The 26420-nt window shown below is 72.3% G+C and carries 28 protein-coding genes; 9 read left to right on the plus strand and 19 right to left on the minus strand.

Annotated elements, in window-relative coordinates:
- Positions 1 to 445 precede the first annotated feature (445 nt).
- From CLT74_RS09380 to CLT74_RS09390, 3 genes are all read right to left on the minus strand, one after another.
- Positions 446 to 1894, minus strand: a complete 1449-nt coding sequence (locus tag CLT74_RS09380) for a sensor histidine kinase (RefSeq protein ID WP_099846196.1) — start codon at positions 1892 to 1894, stop codon at positions 446 to 448.
- Positions 1895 to 1899: 5 nt separating this feature from the next.
- A complete protein-coding gene (locus CLT74_RS09385) occupies positions 1900 to 2643 on the minus strand; it encodes a response regulator transcription factor (RefSeq protein WP_199172151.1) in 744 nt (247 codons plus the stop codon).
- Between the two features lie 94 nt (positions 2644 to 2737).
- Positions 2738 to 2962: a hypothetical protein gene (locus CLT74_RS09390; RefSeq protein WP_099846198.1), complete on the minus strand. Its 225-nt coding sequence runs from the start codon at positions 2960 to 2962 to the stop codon at positions 2738 to 2740.
- Between the two features lie 165 nt (positions 2963 to 3127).
- Here CLT74_RS09390 and CLT74_RS09395 point away from each other — a divergent pair, with 165 nt between their 5' ends.
- The 3 genes from CLT74_RS09395 (at position 3128) to CLT74_RS09405 (ending at position 5748) form a co-directional block, all read left to right on the plus strand.
- Positions 3128 to 4075: a serine/threonine-protein kinase gene (locus CLT74_RS09395; protein ID WP_099846199.1), complete on the plus strand. Its 948-nt coding sequence runs from the start codon at positions 3128 to 3130 to the stop codon at positions 4073 to 4075.
- Between the two features lie 59 nt (positions 4076 to 4134).
- Complete coding sequence (locus CLT74_RS09400) at positions 4135 to 4557, plus strand: OsmC family protein (protein ID WP_093402731.1); 423 nt, start codon at positions 4135 to 4137, stop codon at positions 4555 to 4557.
- Positions 4558 to 4878: 321 nt separating this feature from the next.
- Positions 4879 to 5748 (plus strand): hypothetical protein, encoded by an 870-nt coding sequence (locus tag CLT74_RS09405; protein ID WP_099846200.1) that lies wholly within the window; start codon positions 4879 to 4881, stop codon positions 5746 to 5748.
- An 18-nt stretch (positions 5749 to 5766) separates the two neighbouring features.
- On the opposite strand, the gene CLT74_RS09410 is transcribed toward CLT74_RS09405, so the two are convergent.
- The 4 genes from CLT74_RS09410 to CLT74_RS09425 form a co-directional block, all read right to left on the minus strand.
- The gene (locus tag CLT74_RS09410) at positions 5767 to 6213 is read right to left on the minus strand and encodes a response regulator (protein WP_099846201.1); all 447 of its coding nucleotides are present in this window, start codon (positions 6211 to 6213) and stop codon (positions 5767 to 5769) included.
- A gap of 57 nt (positions 6214 to 6270) precedes the next feature.
- Complete coding sequence (locus CLT74_RS09415; protein ID WP_099846202.1) at positions 6271 to 6630, minus strand: STAS domain-containing protein; 360 nt, start codon at positions 6628 to 6630, stop codon at positions 6271 to 6273.
- A gap of 86 nt (positions 6631 to 6716) precedes the next feature.
- A complete protein-coding gene (locus CLT74_RS09420; protein WP_099846203.1) occupies positions 6717 to 7763 on the minus strand; it encodes a cobalamin B12-binding domain-containing protein in 1047 nt (348 codons plus the stop codon).
- On the minus strand, positions 7760 to 9514 hold the full coding sequence (locus CLT74_RS09425; RefSeq protein WP_099846204.1) for a GAF domain-containing SpoIIE family protein phosphatase: 1755 nt from the start codon (positions 9512 to 9514) through the stop codon (positions 7760 to 7762). The genes CLT74_RS09420 and CLT74_RS09425 overlap by 4 nt, the downstream gene beginning before the upstream one ends.
- Before the next feature lie 253 nt (positions 9515 to 9767).
- Between CLT74_RS09425 and CLT74_RS09430 the strand changes: the two genes are divergently transcribed.
- A complete protein-coding gene (locus CLT74_RS09430; RefSeq protein ID WP_099846205.1) occupies positions 9768 to 10124 on the plus strand; it encodes an STAS domain-containing protein in 357 nt (118 codons plus the stop codon).
- A gap of 104 nt (positions 10125 to 10228) precedes the next feature.
- Complete coding sequence (locus CLT74_RS09435; RefSeq protein ID WP_099846206.1) at positions 10229 to 10576, plus strand: STAS domain-containing protein; 348 nt, start codon at positions 10229 to 10231, stop codon at positions 10574 to 10576.
- Between the two features lie 66 nt (positions 10577 to 10642).
- On the opposite strand, the gene CLT74_RS09440 is transcribed toward CLT74_RS09435, so the two are convergent.
- The gene (locus CLT74_RS09440) at positions 10643 to 10945 is read right to left on the minus strand and encodes a hypothetical protein (protein ID WP_099851655.1); all 303 of its coding nucleotides are present in this window, start codon (positions 10943 to 10945) and stop codon (positions 10643 to 10645) included.
- A gap of 214 nt (positions 10946 to 11159) precedes the next feature.
- Here CLT74_RS09440 and CLT74_RS09445 point away from each other — a divergent pair, with 214 nt between their 5' ends.
- Positions 11160 to 12140, plus strand: coding sequence for a DUF2267 domain-containing protein (locus tag CLT74_RS09445; RefSeq protein WP_099846207.1), 981 nt, complete (start codon positions 11160 to 11162; stop codon positions 12138 to 12140).
- Positions 12141 to 12221: 81 nt separating this feature from the next.
- On the opposite strand, the gene CLT74_RS09450 is transcribed toward CLT74_RS09445, so the two are convergent.
- The 5 genes from CLT74_RS09450 to CLT74_RS09470 form a co-directional block, all read right to left on the minus strand.
- Positions 12222 to 13523 carry an NAD(P)/FAD-dependent oxidoreductase gene (locus CLT74_RS09450; RefSeq protein ID WP_099846208.1) on the minus strand — a complete coding sequence of 434 codons (1302 nt, stop codon included), beginning with the start codon at positions 13521 to 13523 and terminating at the stop codon, positions 12222 to 12224.
- Positions 13524 to 13656: 133 nt separating this feature from the next.
- On the minus strand, positions 13657 to 13932 hold the full coding sequence (locus CLT74_RS09455; protein WP_099846209.1) for a DUF6510 family protein: 276 nt from the start codon (positions 13930 to 13932) through the stop codon (positions 13657 to 13659).
- Between the two features lie 13 nt (positions 13933 to 13945).
- Entirely contained in the window at positions 13946 to 14668 is a 723-nt protein-coding gene (locus CLT74_RS09460) for a ferredoxin reductase (protein ID WP_099846210.1), read from the minus strand.
- Positions 14669 to 14676: 8 nt separating this feature from the next.
- Complete coding sequence (locus tag CLT74_RS09465; protein WP_099846211.1) at positions 14677 to 15276, minus strand: sulfite oxidase-like oxidoreductase; 600 nt, start codon at positions 15274 to 15276, stop codon at positions 14677 to 14679.
- Positions 15277 to 15355: 79 nt separating this feature from the next.
- Entirely contained in the window at positions 15356 to 16369 is a 1014-nt protein-coding gene (locus tag CLT74_RS09470; RefSeq protein WP_099846212.1) for a TerC/Alx family metal homeostasis membrane protein, read from the minus strand.
- A 243-nt stretch (positions 16370 to 16612) separates the two neighbouring features.
- Between CLT74_RS09470 and CLT74_RS09475 the strand changes: the two genes are divergently transcribed.
- Positions 16613 to 17785 (plus strand): CaiB/BaiF CoA transferase family protein, encoded by a 1173-nt coding sequence (locus tag CLT74_RS09475; protein ID WP_099851658.1) that lies wholly within the window; start codon positions 16613 to 16615, stop codon positions 17783 to 17785.
- 27 nt (positions 17786 to 17812) lie between these two features.
- On the opposite strand, the gene CLT74_RS09480 is transcribed toward CLT74_RS09475, so the two are convergent.
- On the minus strand, positions 17813 to 18223 hold the full coding sequence (locus tag CLT74_RS09480) for a DUF2267 domain-containing protein (protein ID WP_099846213.1): 411 nt from the start codon (positions 18221 to 18223) through the stop codon (positions 17813 to 17815).
- Positions 18224 to 18366: 143 nt separating this feature from the next.
- On the opposite strand from CLT74_RS09480, the gene CLT74_RS09485 reads away from it, so the two are divergent.
- Positions 18367 to 18639 carry a DUF2795 domain-containing protein gene (locus tag CLT74_RS09485; protein ID WP_099846214.1) on the plus strand — a complete coding sequence of 91 codons (273 nt, stop codon included), beginning with the start codon at positions 18367 to 18369 and terminating at the stop codon, positions 18637 to 18639.
- 298 nt (positions 18640 to 18937) lie between these two features.
- Here the strand turns inward: CLT74_RS09485 and CLT74_RS09490 are convergent, their stop codons facing one another.
- Positions 18938 to 19891: a pirin family protein gene (locus CLT74_RS09490; protein WP_486582713.1), complete on the minus strand. Its 954-nt coding sequence runs from the start codon at positions 19889 to 19891 to the stop codon at positions 18938 to 18940.
- 89 nt (positions 19892 to 19980) lie between these two features.
- Positions 19981 to 20913 (minus strand): hypothetical protein, encoded by a 933-nt coding sequence (locus CLT74_RS09495; protein ID WP_486582185.1) that lies wholly within the window; start codon positions 20911 to 20913, stop codon positions 19981 to 19983.
- A gap of 211 nt (positions 20914 to 21124) precedes the next feature.
- Between CLT74_RS09495 and gdhA the strand changes: the two genes are divergently transcribed.
- Positions 21125 to 22462: an NADP-specific glutamate dehydrogenase gene (gene gdhA, locus CLT74_RS09500; protein WP_099851662.1), complete on the plus strand. Its 1338-nt coding sequence runs from the start codon at positions 21125 to 21127 to the stop codon at positions 22460 to 22462.
- Between the two features lie 85 nt (positions 22463 to 22547).
- On the opposite strand, the gene CLT74_RS09505 is transcribed toward gdhA, so the two are convergent.
- The 3 genes from CLT74_RS09505 to CLT74_RS09515 form a co-directional block, all read right to left on the minus strand.
- Positions 22548 to 23180, minus strand: coding sequence for a hypothetical protein (locus CLT74_RS09505; protein ID WP_099846216.1), 633 nt, complete (start codon positions 23178 to 23180; stop codon positions 22548 to 22550).
- 13 nt (positions 23181 to 23193) lie between these two features.
- Entirely contained in the window at positions 23194 to 24978 is a 1785-nt protein-coding gene (locus tag CLT74_RS09510; protein WP_099846217.1) for a DUF4012 domain-containing protein, read from the minus strand.
- Positions 24979 to 25059: 81 nt separating this feature from the next.
- Positions 25060 to 26313 (minus strand): glycosyltransferase family 4 protein, encoded by a 1254-nt coding sequence (locus tag CLT74_RS09515; RefSeq protein ID WP_099846218.1) that lies wholly within the window; start codon positions 26311 to 26313, stop codon positions 25060 to 25062.
- Positions 26314 to 26420: the final 107 nt, after the last annotated feature.

Here is a 26420-nt window from a genome sequence, read left to right on the forward strand (position 1 = left end):
CCACCGTACGCCCCCATCCAACCCGCGCAGGCCACAACCGCACACTTCCCACCCCATTTCCGGCCGGTTGATCATGAAGTTGTTGTCACGCCACGCCAAACGTGCCGCCAGCCTCATGATCAACGCGAGGGGAGGGGGTTCAGGGGTGGTGGTGCATGGCTAGGCGGAGGAGGGTGAATTACCGAACATCCGCAGCGGGCCGATCTGCCCGGAGAACGGACCACCGCCGCCCGGCCCGCCACCACCGCCGACGCTGCCCACCTCGGTGCCGGTGATCCGACCCAGGCCGTTGTCGCCGAGGGTCAGCTCCAGGTGCGGGGCCGGGCGGAGCGGCTGCCGGCGGGGCGTCGGGGCGCTCGTGCACCGTCAGCGTGGCGGACCGGTTGTCCGTACTGTCCATGCCGGCCAGCCTCGGCCGGGCAACTGGCCCGCCTCCGTGCGTCGGCTATGCGTCGGCTGGGGAGTTGGGCAGCCGGACGGTGAACACGGTGTGGCCCGGCCGGGAGTCAAGCGCCACGGTGCCGTGGTGCGCCTCCACCACGGCCGCCACGATGGCCAGGCCGAGGCCGGTGCTGCCGTGGGCACGGGACCGGGAGCTGTCCCCCCGGGCGAAGCGTTCGAACACCTCCGGCCGCAGTTCGGGGGGTACGCCGGGGCCGTCGTCGGTGACGCTGAGTTCGGCGGTGTCGCCGGCCAGCCGAAGCCGGGTGGTGACGGTGCTGCCCGGCGAGGTGTGCACCCGGGCGTTGGCCAGCAGGTTCGCCAGCACCTGGTGCAGCCGCGCGGGGTCACCTGTCACCCGGATGACCGGCTCGGGCAGGTCGAGCCGCCAGCGGTGCTCGGGGCCGGCCACGTGCGCGTCGCTGACGGCATCGACGACGAGTGCGGAGAGGTCGACGGGTTCCACCGCGAGGGGTCGGCCGGAGTCCAGCCGGGCCAGCAGCAGCAGGTCGTCAACGAGACTCGTCATCCGGGTGCTCTCCGATTCGACCCGGCGCAGCGCGTGGGCCACGTCGGGCGGCACCTGGTCCCGGCCCCGGCGCGCCACCTCGGCGTAGCCGCGGATCGCCGCGAGGGGCGTACGCAGCTCGTGGCTGGCGTCGGCGACGAACTGGCGTACCCGGGTCTCGCTGGCCTGCCGGGCGGCCAGCGCGGCGGCGACGTGGCCGAGCATCCGGTTGAGCGCGGAGCCGACCTGCCCGACCTCGGTACGCGGATCGGTGTCGGTGGCCGGGACCCGTTCGGAGAGCGCCACCTCACCCCGGTCGAGCGGTAGCTCGCTGACCCGGGCGGCGGTGGCGGCGACCCGGCGCAGCGGACGTAGGGTGACCCGGACGATGAGCGCCCCGGCGGTGCCGGCGACGAGCAGGCCGACCACGGTGACCCCGGCCTGCGCGGCCACCAGCGCCCAGACGGTCTCCTGTACGCCGGCCAGCGGCACACTCAACACCCGCACGGTCCCGGTGGGCGACTGCCGGGCCACCGCCCGGTAGCCGCCCCGCTCCCCCAGGCTCAGGCTGTGCGCCTGACCGTCGGTGGACACCTCGGCCAGTTCACCCACCTCGTCGACAGGCACCGACTGTTCCTGCCGGCCGACGAGCGTCCACGCCTCGGTGACGCGGCCGTCGACGACCTGCGCGCTTATCGTGCCGGGCGGAAAGCCGCGCGGCACCCGCACATCGCCCCAGGGGCCGGTGCCGGGGCCGGGTTCCCATGGGGCGGTGGGCCGTCCCGAGGGCGTGAAACGCAACTGCTCGTCCACCCGGGAGATCAGGAACTGACGGAGCGCCACGGTGGTGAGGCCGCCGATGGCCAGACTGACCGCGGCGAGCAGCGCCACCAGGGTGAGCACCAGGCGGGTCCGCAGCGACCAGCCCGCCAGCCAGCGGCGCATCCCGGTCACTCCGCCGGCTTGAGCAGGTACCCGGCCCCGCGCAGCGTGTGGATCATCGGCTGGCGACCGGCGTCGATCTTCTTCCGCAGGTACGAGATGTACAGCTCGACGACGTTGGCCTGGCCACCGAAGTCGTAGTGCCACACCCGGTCGAGGATCTGGGCCTTGCTCAGCACCCGGCGGGGATTGCGCATCAGGTACCGCAGCAGCTCGAACTCGGTGGCGGTGAGAGTGATCAGCCGGCCGTCCCGGCGTACCTCGTGGCTGTCCTCGTCGAGGGTGAGATCGCCGACGGTGAGCACCGCGTCGGGCCGGGTGGCCACCGCGAAGCCGGAACGGCGCAGCAACGCGCGCAGCCGGGCGATGACCTCCTCCAGGCTGAACGGCTTGGTCACGTAGTCGTCGCCGCCGACGGTCAACCCGGCGACCCGCTCCTCGACCGCGTCCCGGGCGGTCAGGAAGAGCACCGGCACCGTGTCGTTGTCCGCCCGCAGCTTGCGCAGCACCTGAAAGCCGTCCAGGTCGGGCAACATCACGTCGAGCACCACCGCGTCCGGTCGGAACTGCCGCGCCGCGCGTACCGCGGCCATGCCGTCGCCTGCCGTACGCACCTGCCAGCCCTCGTAGCGCAGGGCCATCGACAGCAGATCCGTCAGGGTCGGCTCGTCGTCCACGACCAGCACCCGGACCGGCTCACCGTCCGGTCGACGCAGTTCCACCCGGCCCGGCGCGGCCTCCCCCTCGGTCATCACGGTTCCCATGGTGGTGCCGCGTGCTGGGGTCCACTTGTGCGGCTCCTGTGGGCCGGCTGTGCGGCCACGATCGCCCGAGGTGGGCCCGGGGTCACTCGGTCACACCTACCGGGTCGGTACGGACGAAGCGCATGGACCAGGTGCCCGACCCGTCAGGTCGCTGCCGCACGTAGAGATGGTCCGCGGCCGGCGTGGGTGCCTCCTGGGGCCGGCGGAGCACCCACAGTCGCGGTGGGGTGCCGTCCGGTCCGGCCGGCAACGACCGGACCAGGTCGTGGGCCGGACCGCCGACGAAGCGCACGGTCACCTCACTCATCACGTTCCGCCTCCAGCCCGCCCGGCGCGTCGGGCGTCCCGGCTCGCACGCTAACGCACCAGCCGCCGTCGGAGGCGGGTTTGCCCTGATCGGGGGTGGGGTACCGTGCCGAGGCCACGGTCCGTCGGGTCGTGACGGAGCGGCACGAGGGACAGGGGGCGATCGATGCGTACGCTGGACGGGCGCTACCGGCTCGACCAGCGCATCGGCATCGGCGGGATGTCGGAGGTGTGGCGGGCGTACGACGCCGTGCTGGACCGGCCGGTCGCGGTGAAGCTGGTCTCGCCCGGGCAGCCCGACGGCTCGGCCTCGGTGGAGCGGATCCGCTGCGAGGCCCGGTCCGCGGCCCGCCTGGTCCATCCGAACGTGGCGAGCGTGCACGACTTCGGCACCTGCGACACCGTGATGGGGCGCGAGCTGCCGTACATCGTGATGGAGCTGGCCGAGGGGCAGACCCTTGCCGCGCACCTGCGGGCCGGTCCGCTGGACTGGCGGATCGCGGTGCGCGTCTGTGCGGAGGTGAGTGCCGCGCTGGCCGCCGCGCACGCCCACGGCATCGTGCACCGCGACATCAAGCCGGCGAACGTGATGCTCACCCCGTCCGGGGTGAAGGTGCTCGACTTCGGTATCGCCACCCCTGCCGGCGCCGCCGACACCACGCCCGACGGCGTCGTCGTGGGTACGCCCGCCTACCTGGCGCCGGAGCAGCTGCACCGGGCCCCGGCGACCCCGGCGGCCGACATCTACGCCCTCGGGGTGCTGCTCTACTACTGCCTCGCGGGACGCCTGCCGTACCCGGCGGACAGCGTCAGCCAGCTGCTCGGCCGAGAGGGCCGCCGGGAGCCTCGCCCCCTGCCCGAGCTGTCCGGACTGCCCGCCGAGGTGGCGGAGCTGTGTCGGCGCTGCCTCGCCGACGACCCGACCCGGCGGCCCAGCAGCCTGGTGGCCGCGCTGCTGCTGGCCGAGGCGGTCGACGCCCGGGTGTACGTGCCGATGCACGAGCCGCTGATGCCACGGCAGCGGCCGCCGGCGGTGAGCCCGTGGACGGAGCGGGCCGCGGCCGAGGTCACCGAGGCCGCCGCGGTCGCCCAGTGGAGTCGGCACGGCGGCTGATTCCCGGTTTCACCCGACCCGCCCCGGGTAGCCGGGCGGGGAGTGACGGGAGGAACGCGATGCCGAGTTCCTGGCTGAACGAGGTTGCCGCCGCGACCGCCGAGGGCGGTCACATCCACACCGACGACGAGGCGCTCTCGACCGCCCTCGCCTCGCCCCTGGCACCGCACTGCACCGGGCTGACCCCGTCGCAGCTGCTGGCCGCCGCGTTCGCGTCCTGCCTGCACCACGCGGCGGTGGAGGCGGCCGGCGGGATCACCGACGAGGCACACACCGTGCAGGTACGCGCGGAGGCGAAACTCGGACGCGACGACGACGGCCGGTATCGGGCTGACGTGCACGCCTCGATCTCTTCGGTCGGGCTGAGTCGACAGCAGCTCGCCGAACTGGTCGAGCACGCCGACCGGCTGTGGCCGTTCTCCAGCGAGGACGGCGGCCGGCACCGGCTCACCGTGAGTCCGGCGGAGAATGGCCGGCACTGACCCGCTGGTGAGCTGATCCCGGGCTTTCCCTGGCACCCGGGGCACCTGCTGGCCCGACCGCCCGACCCGTCGGCGCGGTCGGGTCGACCCTGTCCTCGTCCGTTCGGGGGAGGCACCCCACGGGGTCGATAGACGCCGGCAAGATTCGCTTTTCGCCCTGCTTTGTCCAGACATTAACGACATTTACCCATCGACGGACAGGAGGGCTTAGTTCCCTTTGTCAGTGAGCGTGGAGAATCTCCTGGCGGATAGCCGCGAATTGTGACGCATGCCACCAACCGGGCCGATGGCAGACCGCCGTTAAGTTTCTAGCCTCGGCGGGTGCATCCCGACGACGACATCGACCAGAAGCTGACCCCCGGGCAACCGGCAAGCCTTTCGGCCGACGAGGCATCACCCGAAAGGGTGATGGGCCGACATCGCGCCGTTCCGACGCAGCGCCGCGGCGTTCGCGCGGTGCTCGCCTCCACCCCCGTCCGGGTGGCCCTGGCCACCGGTGTGACCTGCTGCCTCGGCGCGACAGCCGTGGTGGCAGCCAGGCACGACGACGGGGCATCGCCGCCTCCGGTGACCGAGGCGCTCACCGAGCGCGCGCTCGCCGCTCAGGAGGAGGCGGCCTCCCGCTCCCTCGACCGCAGCCCCACGCCCGCCCCGTCCAGCGCCAGCCCCACGCCTACCGCCTCGCCGACCGCCAAGCCGTCGGCCACCCCCAAGCCGAAGGCGACGAAGAAGAAGGCCCCCACCAAGCCACCGCGCCCCCGGCCCGTCGCCGGGCTCAACCAGGCACAGATGGACAACGCCAAGGCGATCGTGGACGTCGGCGTCGACATGAAGATCCCCCGCCAGGGGCTGGTGATCGCGGTCGCCACCGCGATGCAGGAGAGCACCCTGCTCAACTACGCAAGCGGTGTGCTGCCCGAGTCGCAGAACTACCCGCACCAGGCCATCGGCTGGGACCACGACTCGGTGGGGCTGTTCCAGCAGCGACCCAGCAGCGGTTGGGGCAGCGTGCGGGACCTGATGCGGCCGGCGTACGCGGCCCGCGCGTTCTACGAGGCGCTGCTGGAGGTGCCCGGATGGCAGCAGATGAGCCTCACCCTGGCCGCCCAGGCCGTGCAGATCTCGGCCTTCCCGTACGCCTACGCCCAGCACGAGGAGCGGGCGACCACGATCGTGGCGGCACTGACCTGAGCCGGACGGGCCGCCGGGTCAGGCGCGCTTGGGCAGCACGACCACGCGACCGAAGAACTCGTCGATGCGGTGCACGACGTCGTTGAAGTCGTCCAGGTCGATCGGCTTGGTGACATACGCGTTGGCCTGGAGCGTGTAGCTGCTGATGATGTCGGTGTCCGCGTTCGAGGTGGTCAACACGACGATCGGAATGGTCCGTAGATCCTCGTCGCGCTTCACCTCGCCGAGCACCTGACGCCCGTCCATCCGGGGCATGTTGAGGTCGAGCAGGATCACGTCCGGACGCTGCGCGTCGCTGTGCCGGCCCTCGCGGCGGAGAAACTCCATCGCCTCCTGACCGTCACCGACCACGTCGATCACCTTCTCGACGTCCGAGGTGGCCAGGGCCTCCTCGATCATGAGCACGTCGCCCGGGTCGTCGTCCACCACGAGAATACGAACCGGAGCGAGGGTGCCTGCGCCCATCTCTACCTGCCTCAGGTCGGTCACGACGAGGCCTGCCGGCCCCGCGCTGGCGGAAATCTAGCCCATCCCCGGACGGTTGGTGACCGCCGGGTCCGGGGTGTCGCAGCCGTACCCCAGCACCCCCGCCAGACCGGTCACCGCGAGCACCCGCGCCACCCGGCCCGCCGCGCCGGTGATCCGGAGCCAGCCGCCCTCGGCCGCCGCTCGGTTGTCGCCGCGGACGAAGACGGCGATGCCCGTCGAGTCACAAAAGGTCAACTCGGTCAGATCGATCAACAACCGCTGCTGGCCGGCCGAGGTCAGACGGTCGATGACCGCGTTCAGCCGAGGGGCGCTGATCATGTCAAGCTCACCGGCCAGGCGGAGGCGGGTCGGCCCACCACCGTCGTCGCCGACGTGCGTGACGGTGAACGTCACGACGATCTCCTCCCGCCACGCAGGGCCAGATGCTTGCTGCGCGGCAAGTATACGCGGGCGCTCACGGGCCGGACATCACGCGCGAGTCAGGCAGACCGCCGGGCCGCCGCCGGCAGTACCGCACGCCCCCGCTGGAGATGGTCCACCGCCCGGGGGAAGTCGTGCAACACCCGCGTGTAGTACGACAAGGAAGCGTCGATCGCCGCGGCCGGAACCCCTCGACTGTCCAGAATGGTGGTCAGCCACTCGATGAACTCGGTGAACAGCAAGCCGTCGTCGACGTAGAGGGCGGCGGCCAGAAAGTCCAGGATGTACCCGAGGTCGCTGACCGTCGAGTCCAGTTGGGCCGGAGTGTGGTCGCGGGTGGCCGGGAACCGCTGCGTCAGCTCGGTCAGGGCCCCGTCGATCAGCTCACCACGGCGGTTGACCAGGCCGGCGTACTCGTCGTCGGCGAGGTGCGCCAGGTTCGCCGGCCCCGACGCCCGCAGCGCACGTTCGTCGCCGAGCAGCTCGGCAGCGGCGACCGCGTTGGCGGCCCAGGGCACACCGAGCCGCCGAGCCCACCGGCCGTCCACCCCGAAGCCCCGCCCACCGACGAGCACCGGCACGTCCGAACGCCGGCACGCCTCGATCATCCGGTGTGCGTGCGGCAGCCGCATCGGCAACGCCGAGGCGAGCGCCACCGCGTACGCGTCGTACCGGTGCAGGTACGACACCAGGTGCGCGGCCGGAACGCTGGCGCCCAGGAAGGTGACCTGCCAGCCGCGCAGCCGCAGCACCTCGGCGACCAGCCGCGCCGGCAGCGCGTGCCACTCACCGTCCATGCAGGCCACCACGATCCGAGCGCCGGTCGGGCGCACGTCGGCGTACGCGGCGACAGCCGCCACCACCCGCTCGCTGATGTGCGTCGCCGCGTGCTCCTGGGCCACGCTCCACTCGTTGCGCGCCCACCGCTCCCCCACCTCGGCCTGCGCGGGAGCGACAAGCTCCAGCAGTACGCGGTCGGCCGGCACGCCGGCGTCGAGCAGCCCGCACGCCACCTCGACGGCGGCGTGCTCGTCGGCCTCGGCGAGACAGTGCAGATAGTCCCGGTAGCCGGCCTCGGGCAGGCTGTCCCTGGTCGCGGCGGTCACCGGGCGGTCGTCTCCTGCGGGTCCGGCCCGGTCAGGGTCGGCACCGCGTGCAGGTGCCGCTGCGGACGGCCACCGACTCCGCTGGCGCGCAACGCGAGCACCGCGATGTCGTCGTGGTCGCGTTGCGCCAACCAGTCGCAGGTGACCTGCTCGATCCGCTCGGCCAACGCGGGCGCCGGCATCCGGTGGCAGCCGCTGAGCGCCTGGATCAGGCGATCGGTGCCGAGCAGCTCCTCGCCCCGGCGGCCACCCCGGGCCTCGGTGACCCCGTCGCTGTAGAGCAGACAGGTTTCACCGGGGGCCAACCGCGTGGAGACCTGACCGATGCGCGGATCCGGCACCACGCCGACGAGCATTCCGGTCAACGGCAACTGCTCCACCTCGCCGGAGGACCGCAGTACCAACGGCGGCAGGTGCCCGCCGCCGGCCAGCGTCAGCCCCAGTCCACCGTCGCGGTGCGGACGGACCACGCCCAGCACCATCGTGGCGAACCGACCCTGGCCGTGCGCCAGGGTGGTCTCCAGCAGCGCGTCGTTGAGCAGCCGCAGCAGCTTGGCGGGGTGCTGCTCGACCCGGTGCAGCGCGTGCAGGCACTGCCGCAGCTGCCCGGTGAAGACCGCCGCCTCGACCCCCTTGCCGGAGACATCGCCCAGGAAGAACACCGAGCCGCCGTCGGGCAGCCGGTGCGAACCGTAGAAGTCGCCGCCGATACGCAGGCCTGCCTGAGCGGGACGGTACGCCGTACCCCACTGCACACCCGTAGCCGGCGCCGGCTCGACGGGCAGCAAGCTGGCCTGCAACGTGTCGGCCACCTCGGCCTGTTCGCGGTAGAGCAGCGCGGTGGTCAACGCCGCGCCGGCCCGGGCGGCGAAGGTCCGGACCAGGTCGAACTCGTCCTCGCCGTACCGCCCGCCGGTCCCCCGGGCGACGAGCAGCACCCCTGCGGGCGCGTCCCGACCCGGCAACGGCACCAGGCGGGCAGCCACCTCGTGAGCGGCGACACCGGGCAACCAGCCCGCGTCGATGGCCTGCTCGACCAGCCAGTCGACGGTGTGCGGCTGGACGCCCCGCAGGCTGTCGGTGATCGCCGGGGGCAGCTCCGTCGCGGCGAGCACCCCGCGATCGACAGTGGGCGTCTCGTCCGCTGACCGGCAGGCACGCCACCACTGGGCCCGACCGGAGCGGGGGGCCAACACCAGCACCGCCACCTCGGCCAGGGTGGGCACGGCCAGACGGACCACAGCGGCGGCGGCCCGGTCCGGGTGCAACGGGTTGCCCAGCTTGTCGCCGACCACGGCCAGGAAGGCCGACTTGGCCCGTTCGGCGGCCAGTTCGTCGGCGCGCTGCTCGCCGTCGCTGACGTCCTCGACGTACAGGCAGCTGCGCCCGGCGGACAGGGCGACTCGACGCACCCGCAGCCGCCGGCCGTGGTGGCGCACGTGTGGATCGAGCGAGATCAGTTGATCGACAGTCGCGAGCGTCCCGCCGACGACCACGTCGGGCAGCAGCCGCTGGGCGACCGGACTGACGTGCCGTACGGTACCGTCCGGGCCACACACCACCACGCCCTCGCGGAGATGTTCGGCCACCTCGGGCCAGTCGGCGGCGGGCTGACTCTGGGGCAGCTCCAGGGCGGACGCCGCAGCGACCTGCCGAGAGGTGGTTGGACGCCACGCAGGCACCCGGGCGACACTCGGCCTGGAAAACCGGCCGTCGCCTGGGTCGAGGTCCCTGACGTCGGCACCTGTCACCAGCTTGAGCCTCGCTCCTTCTCGGTTGCGCAGCCGCTCCGAGCGGCCTGCCTGGTCGCGTCCTGACACCCCAGCCTACGCGCGTCCGCCGATGCCGCCACCCGGGCGACGGTCCGCCGGACGCCGACGGCCGCCCGACCGGCGGGCCAGCTCGACTGTTGTTACGATCCGAGCGCCCTTACCCGCCCGCCACCCGCGGAAGGCGTGATCGTTGCTGTCCCACGGTCGCAGACCCGAAACGCCGCCGCTGAGCATGTCCGTCGACAGGTCCGCTCCCGACACACCCGTGATCAAGGTCGCCGGTGACCTGGCATACACCACCGCCGCACCGCTGCGGAGCGAGATCGACCGGGCGATGAGCAGCGACCCCGCCACCCTGGTGCTCGACTTCGGTGGCCTGCAGTTCATCGACAGCACCGGGCTCAGCGTCATCGTGCATGCCTGGCGGGAGGGGCAGCAGCGGGGCATCCGACTGCGGTTACGGACGGTCCCCCGGTTCCTCGCGACGATCCTCGACATGACCGGAGTGACCGGCCTGCTGGCCCGCGAGCCGGTCGATGCCGGGCCCACCGGCACCGAGCCCGACGATCAGTCCCCGGTCACCGTGTAGCGGCCAGCGGCGCCGGGCGGGCAGGTGGCGGGTTTCGCCCGTCACCCCGCGAACTTTCCGCCCCCGCGACTTGCGGCTGGCCGGCGTCCTGGGAGCATGGATTCATGTCGGCACAGCTGTTGCTCATCGAGGTCGACCGGCACGACTCCGGGCGTGCCGAGTTGCGGCTGACCGGCGAACTGGACTTCGACAGCGCGCCTGAACTCGTCGAGGTCATCAGCTCGCTGCGGCGCGACGGCTACCAGCAGTTGGTCATCGACCTGACCGGGGTAACCATGTGTGACTCCTCCGGGCTGAGCGCGTTCGTGATCGCCCATCGAGGTGGCGCCGCGCCGCTGCGGTTGACCGGCGTCAACACCACGCTGCGCCACCTGCTGGACCGCACCGGCCTCGCCGAGGTGCTGGAGCTGCCCCCGGCCGCCGGGAAGAACGACGTGCAGGCGGTCGGCTGACCTGCCGGGGCCACCACAGGGGTGGCCCCCGACCCTGGGACCAGGGGTCGGGGGCCGGAGGATGGCTCAGGGGGCCGGCACCGGATATCGGCCCGTGCGGTGGGGCGGTGTGGTCGGCTCGGCGTCCTCGGGCGGCCCCGAATCGGGAGTCTTGAACAGATAGCGGATGAACTCCGCACCCGTCCCGTCGTCCTGCTCCCCGGGCCACTGACCGGCGCAGTCGACGCCGATCACCTCGCGACCACCGCCGTCGGCCTCTTCCAACAGCGCCCACAGGCTCACCGGGTAACAGCAGGTGCGCTCAGGCTCCAGCCGCCACCGGGCGTACCAACCGGGTCGAGCGGGGACGATCTCGACAATCCGCTTCATCACGACCTTCCCTTCCGCCGGGCCTCGGAAGATCTCCGGTCCACCGCGATCGTCGGCCCCGTCCGGGTGACCGGCCCTCACCCCGCCCGGATGAAGCCTCGCCGACGGCGGCAACCGGCCCACCGCCCGCGCCGGCCCGATCGTTTCGCCCCGGCGGCGGCCGGGAAGGCCACCGACGAAGGCAGGCAGCAGCAGCGGAAGCGAGGTGTTCACCATGCGTAAGCAGATGGAGGGCGACAACCAACGCCGCCGGGCACTGGCCCGCCAGGCCCGGGAACGCGGCATGCGGGCCGCCGACACCGGGGCCAGCCTGAGCGCATCCAAGCAACTCGCCCACCTCGACCAGAGCAAGCGGGCCGGACCCGCGCCGGCCGGCGGCCGCCACAAGCCGGACACCACCCGGGGTGGTCCCGCTCCCCCACCGGCCGGCACCCCGGAGGCCCCTCGGCCTCGCCCGGAACCGGGCGTGACGGCGCCGGGAGTCACCACTGTGGGCTACCGCGACCTGGTGGAGGACGTCGTGCGCCGCGTCGGCGTCGACTTCCGCACCGCCAAGGTCGGGGTCGAGTCGACGGTGCTCGTACTGGCCTGGGCCCTGGAGGCCGGCGAACGCCGTCGGCTGCTGGAGGCGGTTCCCGCCTCACTGCACGATGTGGTCCCGGTGGACGGCATCGAGCGCCGCCAGGATCTGGGCGGCTTTCTGGCCGAGGTGGGTCGGATCAGCGGCCGAAGCCCGGAGCAGGCCCGTTACCAGGCCGAAGCGACCCTCGCCGCGCTCGCCGAGCACGACGGTGACCTGATCGAGTCGCTGCACGTACCGGATGAGCTGCGGGAACTGCTGAACCCGCCGGCAGCCGGCGGCGGGGTGGTCGGCGTGGCCAGCGCGACGCCGCAGTTGTCGGCGGCCGAACTGGGTGCGGCGCTGGCCGACCTGCCCTACTGGTCCGGTGACGGCTCCGCGCTGTCCCGGACCCTGGAGTTGCCGCCGGGCAACCTCGACCGGGTGCTGGACCGGCTCGACCTGCTCCGCCAGCGGACCGGTCGCGGGCCACGGATCGGCCGGGTCGGCCCGACCGCCGCCGTGCTGATCGTGACCTCCGGCAACGCCGGGGCGGTGACCGCGATGGACGTCGACCTGGCCCACGCGGTCGATGACGCCGTCGACGAGGCGGGCGCGGGAATGGCCGACGGCTGAGCCACCGGACACCGCCGGTGCGGTCGTGGGACCCGCCCACGGCCGCACGGCCGTCCGGTCCGGCGCGCGGGGAGCGTGAGGTCAGCGGACCCGCGCCGGCATCTCGGGCGACGAGCTCTCCAACGGTACGGCGGTGGCCGAGATCAATCCGAGCTGGGCCGCCGACCGCGGCAGCGCGGCGTCGAGGACCCAGTCCGCGCTCACCCTGGCCCGGTTGCCGGGCATCGCGAGCAGGTGGTAGCCACGGGTGACCGCCTTGGCGGGCAGGCCGGACAGCGGCACCTTCAACGGATTCGCCGCGGCCTGCTTGCCGCCCAGGTCGACCACCCAGCCGAGGTCGTGGTGCTTGTACGGGCGACGGCGCCCCTGTCCGTACGAGGCGGCGATGTTGTGCGCGGCCAGCTTGCCCTGCCGCTGCGCGTGCTGCGCGGTCATCGTGCAGATCTCGCCGGGTCGGGTCAGATCGGGCACCGCGGCGGCATCGCCACAGGCGTAGACCTCGGGGAACCCGGGGACGTTGAGGTACTCGTCGACGACCAACCGCCCCTTCTCGGTCCGCAGGCCCAGTTCCGCCACGAACGGGTCGGGACGTACGCCGACGCACCAGACCAGCGAACAGGTGGGCACGTACTCGCCGTCGGTGAGCTTGACCCCGTCGGAGGTGGCGACCGCCACCGACGTGCCCATCCGGACGTCCACCCCACGGCGGCGCAGCACCCGGTCGGCGGTGACCGACATCCGCCGGTCCAGTTCGGGCAGTACGCGTGGGGCGACGTCCAGCAGCATCCACCTGGGCCGGATCTTCAGGCGGGGATGCTGGGCGGCCAGTTCGTCGGTGAACAGGATGCCGTGCGCGGCCACCTCCGTGCCGGTGTATCCGGCGCCCACCACCACGAACGTGGCCCGGGCCTGCTGCTCGGCCGGGTCCTCGGCCTGCTCGGCCAGCTCGATCTGCCGGACCACGTGGTCGTGCAGGTAGAGCGCTTCGGGCAGGCCCCGGAAGCCGTGGGCGTACTCGGTCACGCCGGGAATCGGCAGCAGCTTGTTCACGCTGCCGACGGACAGGATCAACCTGTCGTACGCCAACCGGTTGCGGTCACCCTCCGGCTGGGTGAAGCCGACCCACCGGTTCTGCAGGTCGACGCTGTCCGCCTCGCCGATCACCACCCGTACGCCGTCCAGCGTGCCGGCCAGCGGCACCGCGATCCGACCCGGCTCCACCACGCCCGCCGCGACCTCCGGCAGCAGGGGCAGGTACAGGAAGTAGTCGGTCGAGTTGAGCAGGACGATCTCGGCTCGGCCGCGGGCCAACCGGCTCAACGTCTTCGCCGCGTGGTACCCGGCGAACCCGGCCCCCACGATCACCACACGAGGCTTCGTCATTCCGGCCCGGTTCCCGCAGTACCCGCCGTCAAACGTCCCACCACCTCCGCGATCTTGCACTTTTTGTCGCGACAGACCTGCGCAAAAGTGACATCACAACGACCAAAAGTGCAAGATCGCGGAGCGGTGGGGGTTAGGGGGTGGGGGGTAGCGGGATTTGGAGGAATGTGGTGCCGCGTAGGTCTAGCCAGGCGCGGTCGGGGGCGCGGACCAGGCGCACCATCACCTCGACGCAGGTGGGGCAGCGGCCCACCAGACCGGGAGCGTGCGAGTAGACCCGCAGCCCGGCCACCGGACCGGCGGTGCCGCAGTGGGCGCACCGGGCGGTGGCCGTACTCAGGTCGACGGCGAACACCTCCCCCAACGGACCGTCGAGCATGTTGCCGTCCACGTACGGCAGCGCGGTCATCCGCGGCCTCCTCTCAGCCGGTCGGGCCGAAACGTTCGGTGCGTACCCGCCACGCCGGGTGGCCCAGCCCGACGAGCAGATCGGAGACGGCCTCCACGAAACCTGTGGGCCCGCAGACGTACACCAGCGGCTCCAGCTCCGGTGGCCAGCCGTGGGTGTTGACGTCGGCGAGGCCGAGCCGGTGTGGTTCGCCGCGCCACCCCTCGGGCGCCTGGCGGGTGTAGACGTGCGCCACGTCGAGGCCGGCGTCGTCGCGTACCCGGCGGCGCAGTTCCTCGGTGTAGAAGGCGTCGTCGGGGGTGCGCACGGAGTAGATCAGCCGGAACGGGACCCGGCTTCCGGCCGCCCGTCGGGCCCTGATCATGGCCATCAGCGGCACCACCCCCGACCCGCCGGCGACCAGCAGCACCGGCTCGGTCTGCTGTGGTCGCCAGACGAACCAACCGCCGATCGGACCGCGCACCTCGACCGGGTCGCCCTCGCGGTAGCCGTCGACCAGGAACGGCGACACCTCGCCGTCGGTGACCCGCTGGACGCTCACCTCGATCCGCTCGCCGTCAGCGGGGGCGGCGAGCGAGTACGACCGGGCCGCCTGGTATCCGTCCGGCGCGGTGAGCCGGATGTCGACGTGCTGGCCAGGCAGGTGGGCGGGCCAGCCCGGCACCTCCAGCACCAGGGTCCGCGCCGTCGGCGTCTCGGCCCGGTGCGCCACCAACCGGGCCTGCCGCCAGCTCATCCGGGCGCTCAATCGCCCTGGTACCGCTGCTCACGCCACGGGTCGCCGTAGTCGTGGTAGCCGGCGGTCTCCCAGAAGCCGGGGGTGTCCTCGACGGTGAGGTGGATGCCGCGCACCCATTTGGCGGACTTCCAGAAGTACAGGTGGGGAACGAGCAGCCGGGCCGGGCCGCCGTGCTCGGCCGCCAGGTCGTCGCCGTCGTAGGTGTGTACCAGCCAGGCCTGCCCGTCGCGCAGGTCCTCCAGCGGAAGGTTCGTGGTGTAGCCACCGTAGGAGTGGGCCAGGGCGTAGTCGGCGGCGGAGTCCACACCGTCGAGCAGGGTGTCCAGCGAGACGCCCCGCCAGCTGGTGCCGAACTTGGACCACCTGGTCACGCAGTGGATGTCGACGGTCGGCGTCTCCTGCGGGAGCGCCATCATCTCGTCCCAGCTCCACCGGTATTCGGTACCGGTCTCGGTGCTGATCACGAACTCCCAGGTGTCACGCGGCACCCGGGGGGTCGGACCGGCGGAGAGCACCGGAAAATCCGGCGTGAGGTACTGGCCCGGCGGCAGATCCGGCGCCTCGGCGCGGGGCCGACCCTGGAAACCCGGTGTGACGATGCCCACCGCTCAGTCGTACCACGCCCCGCGCCACGACGGACGCGTTCGACCAGTCAGGGTTGGTAGTCACCCGGACCGACGCCTGTCACTTCCGCTCGGTGACGACCTCCTTGGAGCCCGGCACCACGTTGCGGGTCGCCCGCAGGCTGGTGAAGGTGACCACGGCAAGCACGACGATGATGACCCCGAGGGATACCTCGGTGGGGATCAGCGGCACGCCCTCCCAGATGCCGTGCGCCCAGTGCAGGCCGAGCTTGACGCCGATGAAGGCCAGGATGATCGCCAGACCGTAGGTGAGGTGGACCAGGCGGCTCAGCGCCGCGTGCAGCACGAAGTACAGCGCCCGCAGACCCAGCAGGGCGAAGGCGTTTGTGGCGAAGACGAGGTACGGGTCCTCGGTGATGCCGTACACCGCCGGCACCGAGTCGACGGCGAAGACCACGTCGGTGGCGAGCACCGCCACCACCACCAGCGCGAGCGGGGTGAGCGCCCGGCGCCCGTCGACCCGCACGGTCATCTTGGTGCCGTGGTACTCGTGCACCACCGGCATGAACCGGCGCAGCAGACGCACCGAGCGCATGGTGCCGATGTCCACCGACTGCTCGTGCCCGGTGAACGCGTCGCGGAGCAGCTTCGCGGCGGTGAACAGCAGGATCAGCGCGAAGATCAGGAAGGCGAAGTCCAGGGTCTGCAGGGCGGCCGCGCCGAGGGCGATGAAGATGCCGCGCAGCACCAACGCTCCGGTGATGCCGAACAGCAGCACCCGCTGGGCGAGCTCGGTGGGCACCGCGAAGGCCGCCAGCAGAAGCATGAACACGAAGAGGTTGTCCACCGACAACGACTTCTCGACGAGGTAGCCGGCGAGATAGTCGATGCCCTCCTGCCGCCCGTACCGGGACCAGACCCAGGCGCCGAAGGCAAGTGGCAGGGCTATGTAGAAGGCGGACCAGCCCAGCGCTTCCTTGAGTGACACCTCGTGTGGACGACGCGTCACCACGAAGTCCAGCACCAGCAGGGCGAGCACGCCAAGAATGGTGATCGCCCACAGCGAGGGCGTACCGATGGTCTGCAGGTCCGCCGCGACAGACAATTCGGACATGGGGCCTCCTCGAACACCGTGTCATGTTCGAGGTCTCCTTCACCCACGTTTCGTGGGCAACCACCCGAGGCGCGCTCCGGGCGCGCCGTACTGACCGGCATGGTTCGTGGGAAGTACTCCCCTCGTGCTGACAAGGTTAGGACAGCCGAATTCCACCCGCCACGCGGGGCGCTGCCCGGCCCGGTGGCATCGCTCACGCCGGGCGACCGGCCGACCCCGACGTGAGCGCCTATCGTGGCCCGGGTGACCACAGACCTGGCGACCGGCCCGCTGGCCGGCGTACGCGTGGTGGAACTGGCCGGGATCGGTCCCGGGCCGTTCGCCGCCATGATGCTGGCCGACCTGGGCGCCGACGTGATCCGGGTCGACCGGGCCAGCGAGGTGGACGCCACCGCCATCGGCACCGGCACCCCGCATCCCGACCTGCTCAACCGGGGGCGGCGCTCGATCGGCGTCGACCTGAAGTCCGCCGAGGGGTGCGAGGTGGCGCTGGCCCTGATCGGCGGCGCGGACGCCCTCGTCGAGGGGTTCCGGCCCGGGGTCACCGAGCGGCTAGGTATCGGTCCGGCGGACTGCCACGCGGTCAACCCGCGCCTGGTCTACGGCCGGATGACCGGGTGGGGCCAGGACGGCCCGAACGCCCCGTACGCCGGGCACGACATCGGCTACCTGGCGCTGACCGGCGCGTTGCACGGCATCGGACGGCCCGATGCGCCCCCGGTGCCCCCGATGAACCTGCTCGGCGACTTCGGTGGTGGCGGCATGATGCTCGCCCTGGGTGTCGTCTCCGCGCTCTACGCGGTCCGCGGTGGCGCGACCGGCCAGGTGGTCGACGCGGCAATCGTCGACGGTGTCGCGGTGCTCAGCACCCAGATCCACGCGCTGCGCCAGCTCGGCATGTGGCAGGACCCGCGTGGGGTCAACCTGCTCGACGGGGGCGCGCCGTTCTACGACACCTACGAGTGCGCGGACGGTCGACACCTCGCCGTCGGTGCGCTGGAGCCACGCTTCTACGACGAGCTGGTCCGCCTCACCGGCTTCCCGCTTCCCCCGGACGAGCCGGTCGACCGGACCGACCCGGCGAACTGGCCGGCGCTGCGGACCGCCTGGGCGCGCCTGTTCCGCACCCGTACCCGGGACGAGTGGGCGGATCTGCTCACCGCCTCGGACGCCTGCGCCGCACCGGTGCTGGACTGGCGGGAGGCTCCGGAACACCCACACCTGGCCGCCCGGGAGACCTTCGTCCTCCGGGACGGGGTCGTCCAGCCGGCTCCGGCACCTCGGTTCTCCGCCACGCCGACCGCGATCCGCCGACCACCGCCGTGGCCCGGTGAGCACACCGACGAGATTCTCGCCGAGGTCGGCTTCGACCCGGACCGCATCGCCGGCCTGCGCGCTACCGGCGCGGTCGGCTGACCTGTGACCCGTCGGGCTGCCTGTGGCTCAGCGGCGGCGCAGGGTCGCGCCGGGGGCCAGGGCGGGCTCGACCATGTCCCGGTAGTCGCGGGGCAGTTGGACCACCAGCTCGTCGAACTCTCCGCCAATCACCGCCTCCCGGACAGTGGTGAAGACGGCACGGACCGCGTCCCGGGCGGCGGGCTCCTCGACCCCGGCGCGTAGGGCCACCCGGGCGACGAACTCGGCAGCTCCGAAGCGCTCCGCAGCCTCGATGTCCGGCGTCGGGCGCAGTGGCAGCCGCAGTGGGTCGGGCAGTTGCACGGCCAGGTCCAGCACCTCACCGCCGGTCAGCCGCTCGGCCAGCGTCTCCAGCGTCGCCCGGATCAGCTCCGCCGCCCGTGACGACGACGTCGCGGTGCGCTGCGCGACCTGGTCGACGAAGGTGTCGTAGTTCATCGCGTACCCCCTCCGGCCGCGCTTACCCACCCGGCCGGCACGGAAACGGCTACCGCTTTCCGCCGGTCGCGGCGCGTGAGCTGCCCCGGGCCGGGTATCCGCGCCCGATCGTGGCCGGATCGAAGCCGGGAGGAGCCGACACCATGGCGAGTTACGCCGACGTCCTGCAATACCTGTCCAGCCTGGACTTTCCCGCCGGGAAGGACGAGGTGGTACGCGAGGCCGAGCGCGAAGGGGCGCCGGCGGACGTGCTGCAGGCCCTGCGCGCCCTGCCTCCGGTGGATTATGCCAACGGCAACCAGGTGGCCCGGTCGGCCGGCATCGACGCCGCCCCCGAGATCACCGAGGCGCAGCGCGCCGCCCAGGGACGCGACAAACGTCACCAACGGGTCTCCCAGCACCTGCGCAGCATCTGAGCGGCGATCCGGGCCGGGCCCGCCGACAACCGGGCCCGCCGACACACACGTGTGCGAGAGACAGGGGGGCGCCCCGGCCACGAACCGCGGCCGGGGGCGCCCCTGCGTAACCGCCTGCCCTGGCGACGATGCGCCCGAACCGGGCGCGGCCACCAGGCGGCCGACAGCTACCCGAACCGGGCGGCTGGCTGTTACTGCGGCAAGCATAACTCACGCCATCAGCCGAACGGACAGCGGGTACCGACAAAGGGCTCTATCCCGCCCGCTTGAGCCGTGCGGCACCCGCCATCGGCCCTGTCTAATCGTGGAAGCCGCCGGACCGGTCGCGGGCCTTGAGCCGGACGGTGGGCAGGGCCGGTGCGGGCAGCGGCGGGTCCGGATCGTCGGCGACGACCCCGAAACGCCGCCCCGCCATCCAGTCCTCCCGGGCGGCGACGATCTCCTCGTGGTCACGGCCGACGAAGTTCCACCACATCACCAGCGGCTCCTCGAAGGGAGTGCCACCGAGCAGCATCAACCGGCTACCCGGCTCACCGCGTAGCCGCAGCGTGTCCCGCCCGGACCCGAGCCAGAGCAGCGCCCCGGGCGTCAGCGGCTGGCCGTCGACCTCGCCGGCACCGTCGAGGGCCAGCAGGGCGTACTCGAAGTCACGCCGCAGCGGCAGGCCGGCCGTCGCCGTGCCGGCCAGTTCCAGTTGCGCGCCGAGCAGCGGCGTGTGCACCCGGGCCGGCGAGCGTTCCCCGGCGAGTTCGCCGACCAGCAGGGTGACGTCCAGGTCCCCGTCACGCCACCGGGGCAGCTCGGCGTGGTGGGCGAAGTCGGGCGCGCCGGCTCGGGCCCGGTCCGGCAGCGCCACCCACAGCTGCACGCCGTGCATCAGGGGCGGATGCGCCGCCGGTGAGCGCTCGGAGTGCGCGATGCCGTGACCCGAGGTCATCACGTTGAGTTGGCCGGGACGGATCGGCTGCTCGTTACCGAGGCTGTCGCGGTGCAGGATCTCGCCGTCGAGCAGCCAGGTCACGGTCTGCAGGCCGGTGTGCGGGTGCGGTGGCACCTCCATGCCGGGCCGCTCGGCCACGTCGTCGGGTCCGAAATGATCGACGAAGCACCACGCCCCGACCAGCCGGCGGGTGCGCTGTGGCAGGAGCCGGCGCACAGTGGTGTAGCGACCCAGCGGCACATCGTGGCCGGGCAGCAGAACGCTGCCGGGGTCGACAGTCGCCACACCGGGCGGGCGGGTCTCGGCAGGCATCGCTTCGGCACGCTCCACGACTCGACTCTACGCCCGCCCCGGACGCCCGCCCGGCCATCGGCGGGCGGGCGGGCGGGCGCACGGGTGGCTCACCCGGCGCGTACGGTCACCACGTTCGCACCGGCGACCAGGTCCAGGAAGATCCGCCCGGCGGCCCGGTCCCAGCCCGGTGTGCCGAGCACCGTACCCGGCGGAAGGCCGTCCCGGCGCTGGCCGTACAGATCGACGGCACCGGCACCCGAGCCGGCCCGTACGCGCACCGGCGCACCGCCGGCGACCGTCACGTCGAACTGGTTGACGCCCCCGGTCACCCGCACCACAAGCGGCCGGTCGACCCTGGGCAGCCGGAGGTCTGTCCGGGTCGCTCCGCCCGTCAGCTCCAGCCCGGACAGCCGGGCGGTGCTCAGGTCCAGCCGTCGCTCGGCGGCTCCGCCGGTGAGCCGCAGATCCCAGGACACCCGGGCGTTCAGCAGCACCTCCACGCTGCCCGGTTGCTCGCTGGTCCGCTCCATCCGCAGCGACAGCCGGTCGCCGGCTAGGTCGGGACGTGCCCGCGAGCCGGAGTTGGCCGGGCTGATCACGCGGTACAACTCCTCCCCCAGCTCGGTGACCCGCAGGTCGACCCGGTCCAGCCCGTCGACCAGCTCGAAGGTGGCACGTCGCCGACCGTCCAACGGCGCGGTCGTCACCTCCTCGGGGCTCTCCTGCGCGGCCCGGGCGGCACCACCCAGTCCGCTGGTGCCGTCCGGCCCGGCGGGCGCGCTGGCCACCGGTTCCGGCGCGCCGGAGAAGACCCGGCCGAGCCGGTGCGGGTCGGAGAGGATCACCACGACCGCGACCGCCCCCAGGCCCAGCACCAGCACCGCCGCGGCGACCAGCACCCGGGCCGCCGGCGACCAGGTGGGCCGATCCGGTGGTGGTTCCCCGGTACCGGCGGGGCCCGCCGGGGACACCTCGACCTGCGGCACCGGAGCTGACCCGGGATGTGTTCGTTCCTGTCCGTCCTGCACCGATCCGGCCATCGGCCTCCCCTTCCACGGTCCCCTACCGAGGGGTACGCGCCAGGAGGCGGCCCGGATCAGTCGACCCGGCGGCGAACCAGGTGCCTGAACTGGTCACCAACCGCCGGTGAACCGGACGGCGGTGACGAACCGTATCCGGGGACGGTCGGTGCGCGGCACCGCCGAGGTCCGGCAACGGCGCCGGGCCCGAACCGGAAGGGACGTGTCGGTGATGCCGGAGACGGTCGAGTCGGTGTTCGCCAGTGTGGTCGCCCGCAATCCGGGTGAGCCCGAGTTCCACCAGGCCGTACGGGAGGTGTTGGAGAGCATCGGGCCGGCGCTGGCCCGGCACCCCGAGTACGCCGAGGCCCGGATCGTCGAACGGATCTGCGAACCGGAACGGCAGATCATCTTCCGGGTGCCCTGGGAGGACGACAGCTGTCGGATCCGGGTCAACCGGGGCTTTCGGGTCGAGTTCAACAGTGCCCTCGGCCCGTTCAAGGGTGGCCTGCGCTTCCATCCGTCGGTGTACCTGGGCATCGTCAAGTTCCTCGGCTTCGAGCAGATCTTCAAGAACGCGCTGACCGGGCTGCCGATCGGTGCCGGCAAGGGTGGCGCGGACTTCGATCCGAAGGGACGCTCGGACCGCGAGGTGATGCGCTTCTGCCAGAGCTTCATGACGGAGTTGCACCGGCACATCGGGGCGCAGACGGACGTGCCGGCCGGCGACATCGGGGTGGGCGGCCGGGAGATCGGCTACCTGTTCGGCCAGTACAAGCGAATCACCAACCGGTACGAGTCGGGCGTCCTGACCGGCAAGGGCCTGGCGTACGGCGGCGCGCAGGCGCGCACGGAGGCCACCGGGTACGGCGCGGTGTTCTTCGCCGAGGAGATGTTGAGGCAGACCGGCGACGGCCTGGACGGCAAGCGGGTGGTGGTGTCCGGCTCCGGCAACGTGGCCGTCCACGCGATCGAGAAGGTGCACCAGCTCGGCGGCACGGTGGTCGCCTGCTCCGACTCCACCGGCTACCTGCTCGACGAGAAGGGCATCGACCTGGCCGTGTTGCGGGAGCTGAAGGAGCGGCGGCGGGGCCGGTTGGCCGACTACGTGCTCGACGTGCCGCACGCGGTGAGCGTCCCCGGTCGTACGCCCTGGGAGGTGCCCTGCGACCTGGCCCTGCCCTGCGCGACCCAGAACGAGATCGGCGGCGCGGAGGCCGCCCAGCTCGTGGCCGGCGGCTGCGCCACCGTGGTGGAGGGAGCGAACATGCCGACCACCCCCGAGGCGGTACGCATCCTCGGCCGGGCCGGTGTGCGATTCGCTCCCGGCAAGGCGGCGAACGCCGGTGGTGTGGCGGTGAGCGCCCTGGAGATGCAGCAGAACGCCAGCCGGGAGTCGTGGACGTTCGCGGAGTCGGAGCAGCGGCTACGGGAGACGATCCGGGACATCCACGCCCGCTGCTGGGCAACGGCGGAGGAGTACGGCCTGCCGGGCGACTACGTGGCCGGGGCGAACATCAACGGGTTCCGTCGGGTCGCCGAGGCGATGCTGGCGCACGGCCTGGTGTAGGCCGGACAGACAGGTGCCGGTGCCCGTCGGAGGGAACGGCGGGCACCGGCACCTTGGCTCTCCGGGCACTGCCCGGAATGGTGGATCAGTTCGCGCCACCCGTGCCGAAGCGGTTGCGTCGCCGCCAGGCCAGCGTGCCGAGCAGCAGGACGGCACCGGCGGCGACGAGCCCGCCGCCGACCTTCATCGGTGTGTCCAGGCTGCTGCCGGTGACCGGCAGGTGCGGCTTCTTCTTGTGCAGCACCCGCAGCTGGGTCGAGGCGGTCCGCCCGGACTCCCGGCCGGTCGCGGTGAAGGTGAGCAGGCCCGTCACCGACGGCGTGTAGCGCCGGGTGAAGACCCCTTCGGAGTTGGTCCGGGCGGTGAAGCTCAACGGCGCGCTGGCCTGGAAGGCCACCGGTGCCATGGCGACGGTGCTGCCGTCGCTGCGACGTGCCGTACCGGCGGCCGGTGCGGCCAGCGGCGCCACCGAGACGACGATGTCGACCGTCTCGTTCGGCCCGAAGTTGCGGCCGGTCAGGATGACCGTCTCACCGAGGAAGATGGTGGGTCGGTTCACCGTCAGCGACGCCAGCACCGGCGGATACGGCGGCGGCTGGGGCGGATCGGTGACTGTTGGCGACGGCTGCGGCTGCGGTTGCGCCGCCGCCGCCGCGGTCGGCACGGCCACCACGGCCAGACCGACCGTGAGCGCCATGATGATGCGGGATAGCCGCATGGTTCGTTCCCTCCTACTGAGAACAACTTGGTGCGGTAACAACATGGGTGGTCCATGGGGTGGCGGTCGGGGTCAGCCACAGCTCAGCCGCCCCGCTGTCCGTCTTCCCGGTCAGCAGCGAGACCTCCAACGTGCGGGTCCCGCCCGGTCCGATCTCGACGTTCACGGTGGCGACCTGCCGCCGCCGTTCGGTGCCGTTGCCCACCGAGGTCTCGGCACCGTCGACGCGGGTGTCGAGCACCGCCCCGCCGGCCGGGCCGTACACCGACACGAGTGTCCGGACGGTGTAGGGGTCACCGGCCTGGCCGAGGCCGAGAACCGACTCGCTGAGCCCCGAAGCCGGTGCGGTGGACCGGACCGTCACCCGCAGGTTCAGCTCCCGGCGACCGTCGGCGTGGCAGTCACCGACCGTCAGGTCGGCGGTCTGCCGGAGGTAGTAGCCGAGCTTCGCGCCGCTGCCGTCGTTGAGGAACACGCCGACCATCGGCACGGTGTCCGTTTCCGGAAGCGTCCCGGCCATCCGGCTGTCGCCGAACGTCCGCTGTTCCTCAGGTCGGGCACTCCAGAACAGTATCCGACGTTCTTGTATAGAGCGGTCGAATGCGGACAACAACCCATTCGGGTGGACGTTTCTCGCGAAAAGGGTGTCGAACACCGTGGCCGCCGCCGCCGCGAAGAAGCCGTCCTGTTCCCTCGGACTCATCCGCTGGTAGGTGTCGCTGAGCAGGGTCCGGACCGCGTTCTCGGCGCTCAACGACACCCCACCCGGCACCCGCACCGGCCCGGTGGCCTTCAGCAGGTAGGACAGCACCACCGGATCGACGGCGAGGACGCCGTCGACAGTCACCCCGCTGTGCCGCCGGTACATCTCCCGGTACAGCGACGCGGCTGTCGGAAAATGCGGGCTGAGGTTGACGTCCGCCGGATAGATGCCCGGTAGTTCCCCCCACAGGGCCCGCACCTCGGCGGGGATCTTCACGGGCTCGACGAACCGGCCAAGGCTCGAACTGCTGCCCTGGGCGCCCATCTTGACCCGGCCCTTGTTCGCCTCGATGACGGCGTACGCGCCGAACATCCCGCCGGTAGCCCGCAGCTCCGCGGAGTTCTGGGACACCAGCAGGTACTTTCGCGCCCCGTCGACGCCGAGCAGCGGCGGCAGCAGGCGGCTGGCCCGGTCCGCCGCCGAGGTCATCGCGGCCAGCCTGTCGATCTCACCCCGCAGGTCTTCCAGGGCACGGCGGACCTGGCCCACCAACCGATCGCCCGGAACCCCGGCCAACTGCGTCCGCGTCCGCTGCACGGTGGCGTGCACCTCGACCAGATCGTCGGTGATGGCACGCAGACCGGTCAGGTCCAGCCGGCCCTCCTGCGGCACCAGCCCACCGAGGTCGACCCGGAGCAGCGCCGGGAACGCCTGGCGGGCCAGGTCGTCGATGGCGATGGCGATCTGTCGGACCGCTGTGAGGTTCGCCCCGGCGACCGGGGTCTGCCGGCCGAGCCACCATCCGGGGTCCCCGGTGGCCCGTCGCGCCGCGCCGGACTGCTCCTGCAACGCGGCGAGGGCGCGCTGGGCACGTGCCGTGTCGCCACCGACCAGATGGGCGCTCAACTCGCCGGCCAGGCCCGCGGCGTTGACCAGATGGGCGCGGGCCTGCCAGCCCCGGAAGCCGACCCACCCGGTGAGGCCCAGCACCAACGAACCGACCACGAGCGTGGTCAGCAGGATGCGACGCGGTCGGGCGCGCCGTCGGCGGCGGGATCGTCCGCGCCGCCGACGAGGGCTCTCGCTCTCCGTCACATCACACCTCTTTCCGAAAACGGACAGAAGACCATAATGTTCTTAACACCTAACCGTCGGAATGGCGTGGTAATGACGGGATCACGCGTTATGAGAGGTTCGCTCACCATTCGCGTTACGCCTGTTTCCGGCGGACACCGCGTCGCGCAGCAACTCCTCGATCCGGTCCACGCCCGAGGGCAGCGACATGTCCCGTAGGTACGCTTCCCGGCCTCGCCGCCCCATCTCGGCCCGCGTCGGTGGCGGAATCTGCGCGGCCAGCCAGAACCGGTCCGCCAGGCTGGCCCAGTCCTCCGGCGGGCAGGACAACCCCGCCCGGGCCCGTTCGACAAGGGTCGCGGTGTCGCCGCCGGCCGAGGCGACCACGGGCGCGCCGCACGACAGGGCCGCCGCGAGCTTGTCCGGCACGCTGCGGCGCAGCTCCGGCAGGTCGCGCACCATCACGAGCTGGTAGTCGGCGGCGGCGTACAGCTCGGGCATGTCCAGCGGGGATCGCCGGTCCACGAACCGGACGTTGTCGGCCCGCAGCTCGGCGGCGAGCCCCCGCACCCGCCGCTCGTCGGAGCCCGAGCCGACCAGGACCAGGTCCACGGTCTCGCCCAGGGCCGCCGCCGCCCGTACCGCCGTGTCCAGCCCCTGCCGCGTCCCGATCGTGCCGGCGTGCATCACGACACACCTGTCGTCGCGGCGGACCAGCCGTCGGGCGGCCGGGCTGGCCGACGCCGGGCGGAAGATCCGCTCGTCGGTCCAGTTGAGCACCACCCGGACCCGCGCCTGGTCGATCCCGTCCGCCACGACCGCGTCCCGCAGGGAGGGCGTGGTGACCACGACCCTGCTGGCCGCCCGGTAGGTCCGCAACGCCGCGGCCCGGACCCGCGCCGCCCACCGGCCGTCGTCGACCGAGTCGGGGACCTGTTCGGCCCAGACGTCCGGCACATGAAGCACCAGCGGCACCGGCCCGAGCAGGCGCAGCAGGGCCGCCGAGGCGAACGCGGCGGCCGGCGGCTGGTGCACGTACAGCACGTCAACGCCGGCCAGGAACCGGCGGCCGACAAACGCCGCGCTGCCGGCGAAGGAGAGCCAGGAGGCCATCCGACCACGGACGGAGGCGTCCCCGGTGCTGTACCGGGGCACCCGGCGCACGGTCAACCCCCGGCTACGGGTCTCGTGGTGCCAGCGCTGCCGCCAACCCGGGTAGATGTGTCCGCCCGGGTAGTCCGGAAACCCGGTGAGCACCCGCACCTCGTGCCCCCGCGCGGCCAGTTCCTCGGCGAGACTGCCGGGGATGAACGCCGGTTCCGGCGGGAAGTGGTACGTCAGGATCCCGATTCGCACCGGGACACCCCCGTCCCCACCCGGTTCGGCGCGCCGCCCGGGCCCGCAGGCCCGACGACTGCGTACGATCTCCACATCCCCTCACGGGACGGTCGCCGCCGGCGCCC

The sequence above is a fragment of the Verrucosispora sp. CNZ293 genome (genome assembly GCF_002754655.1).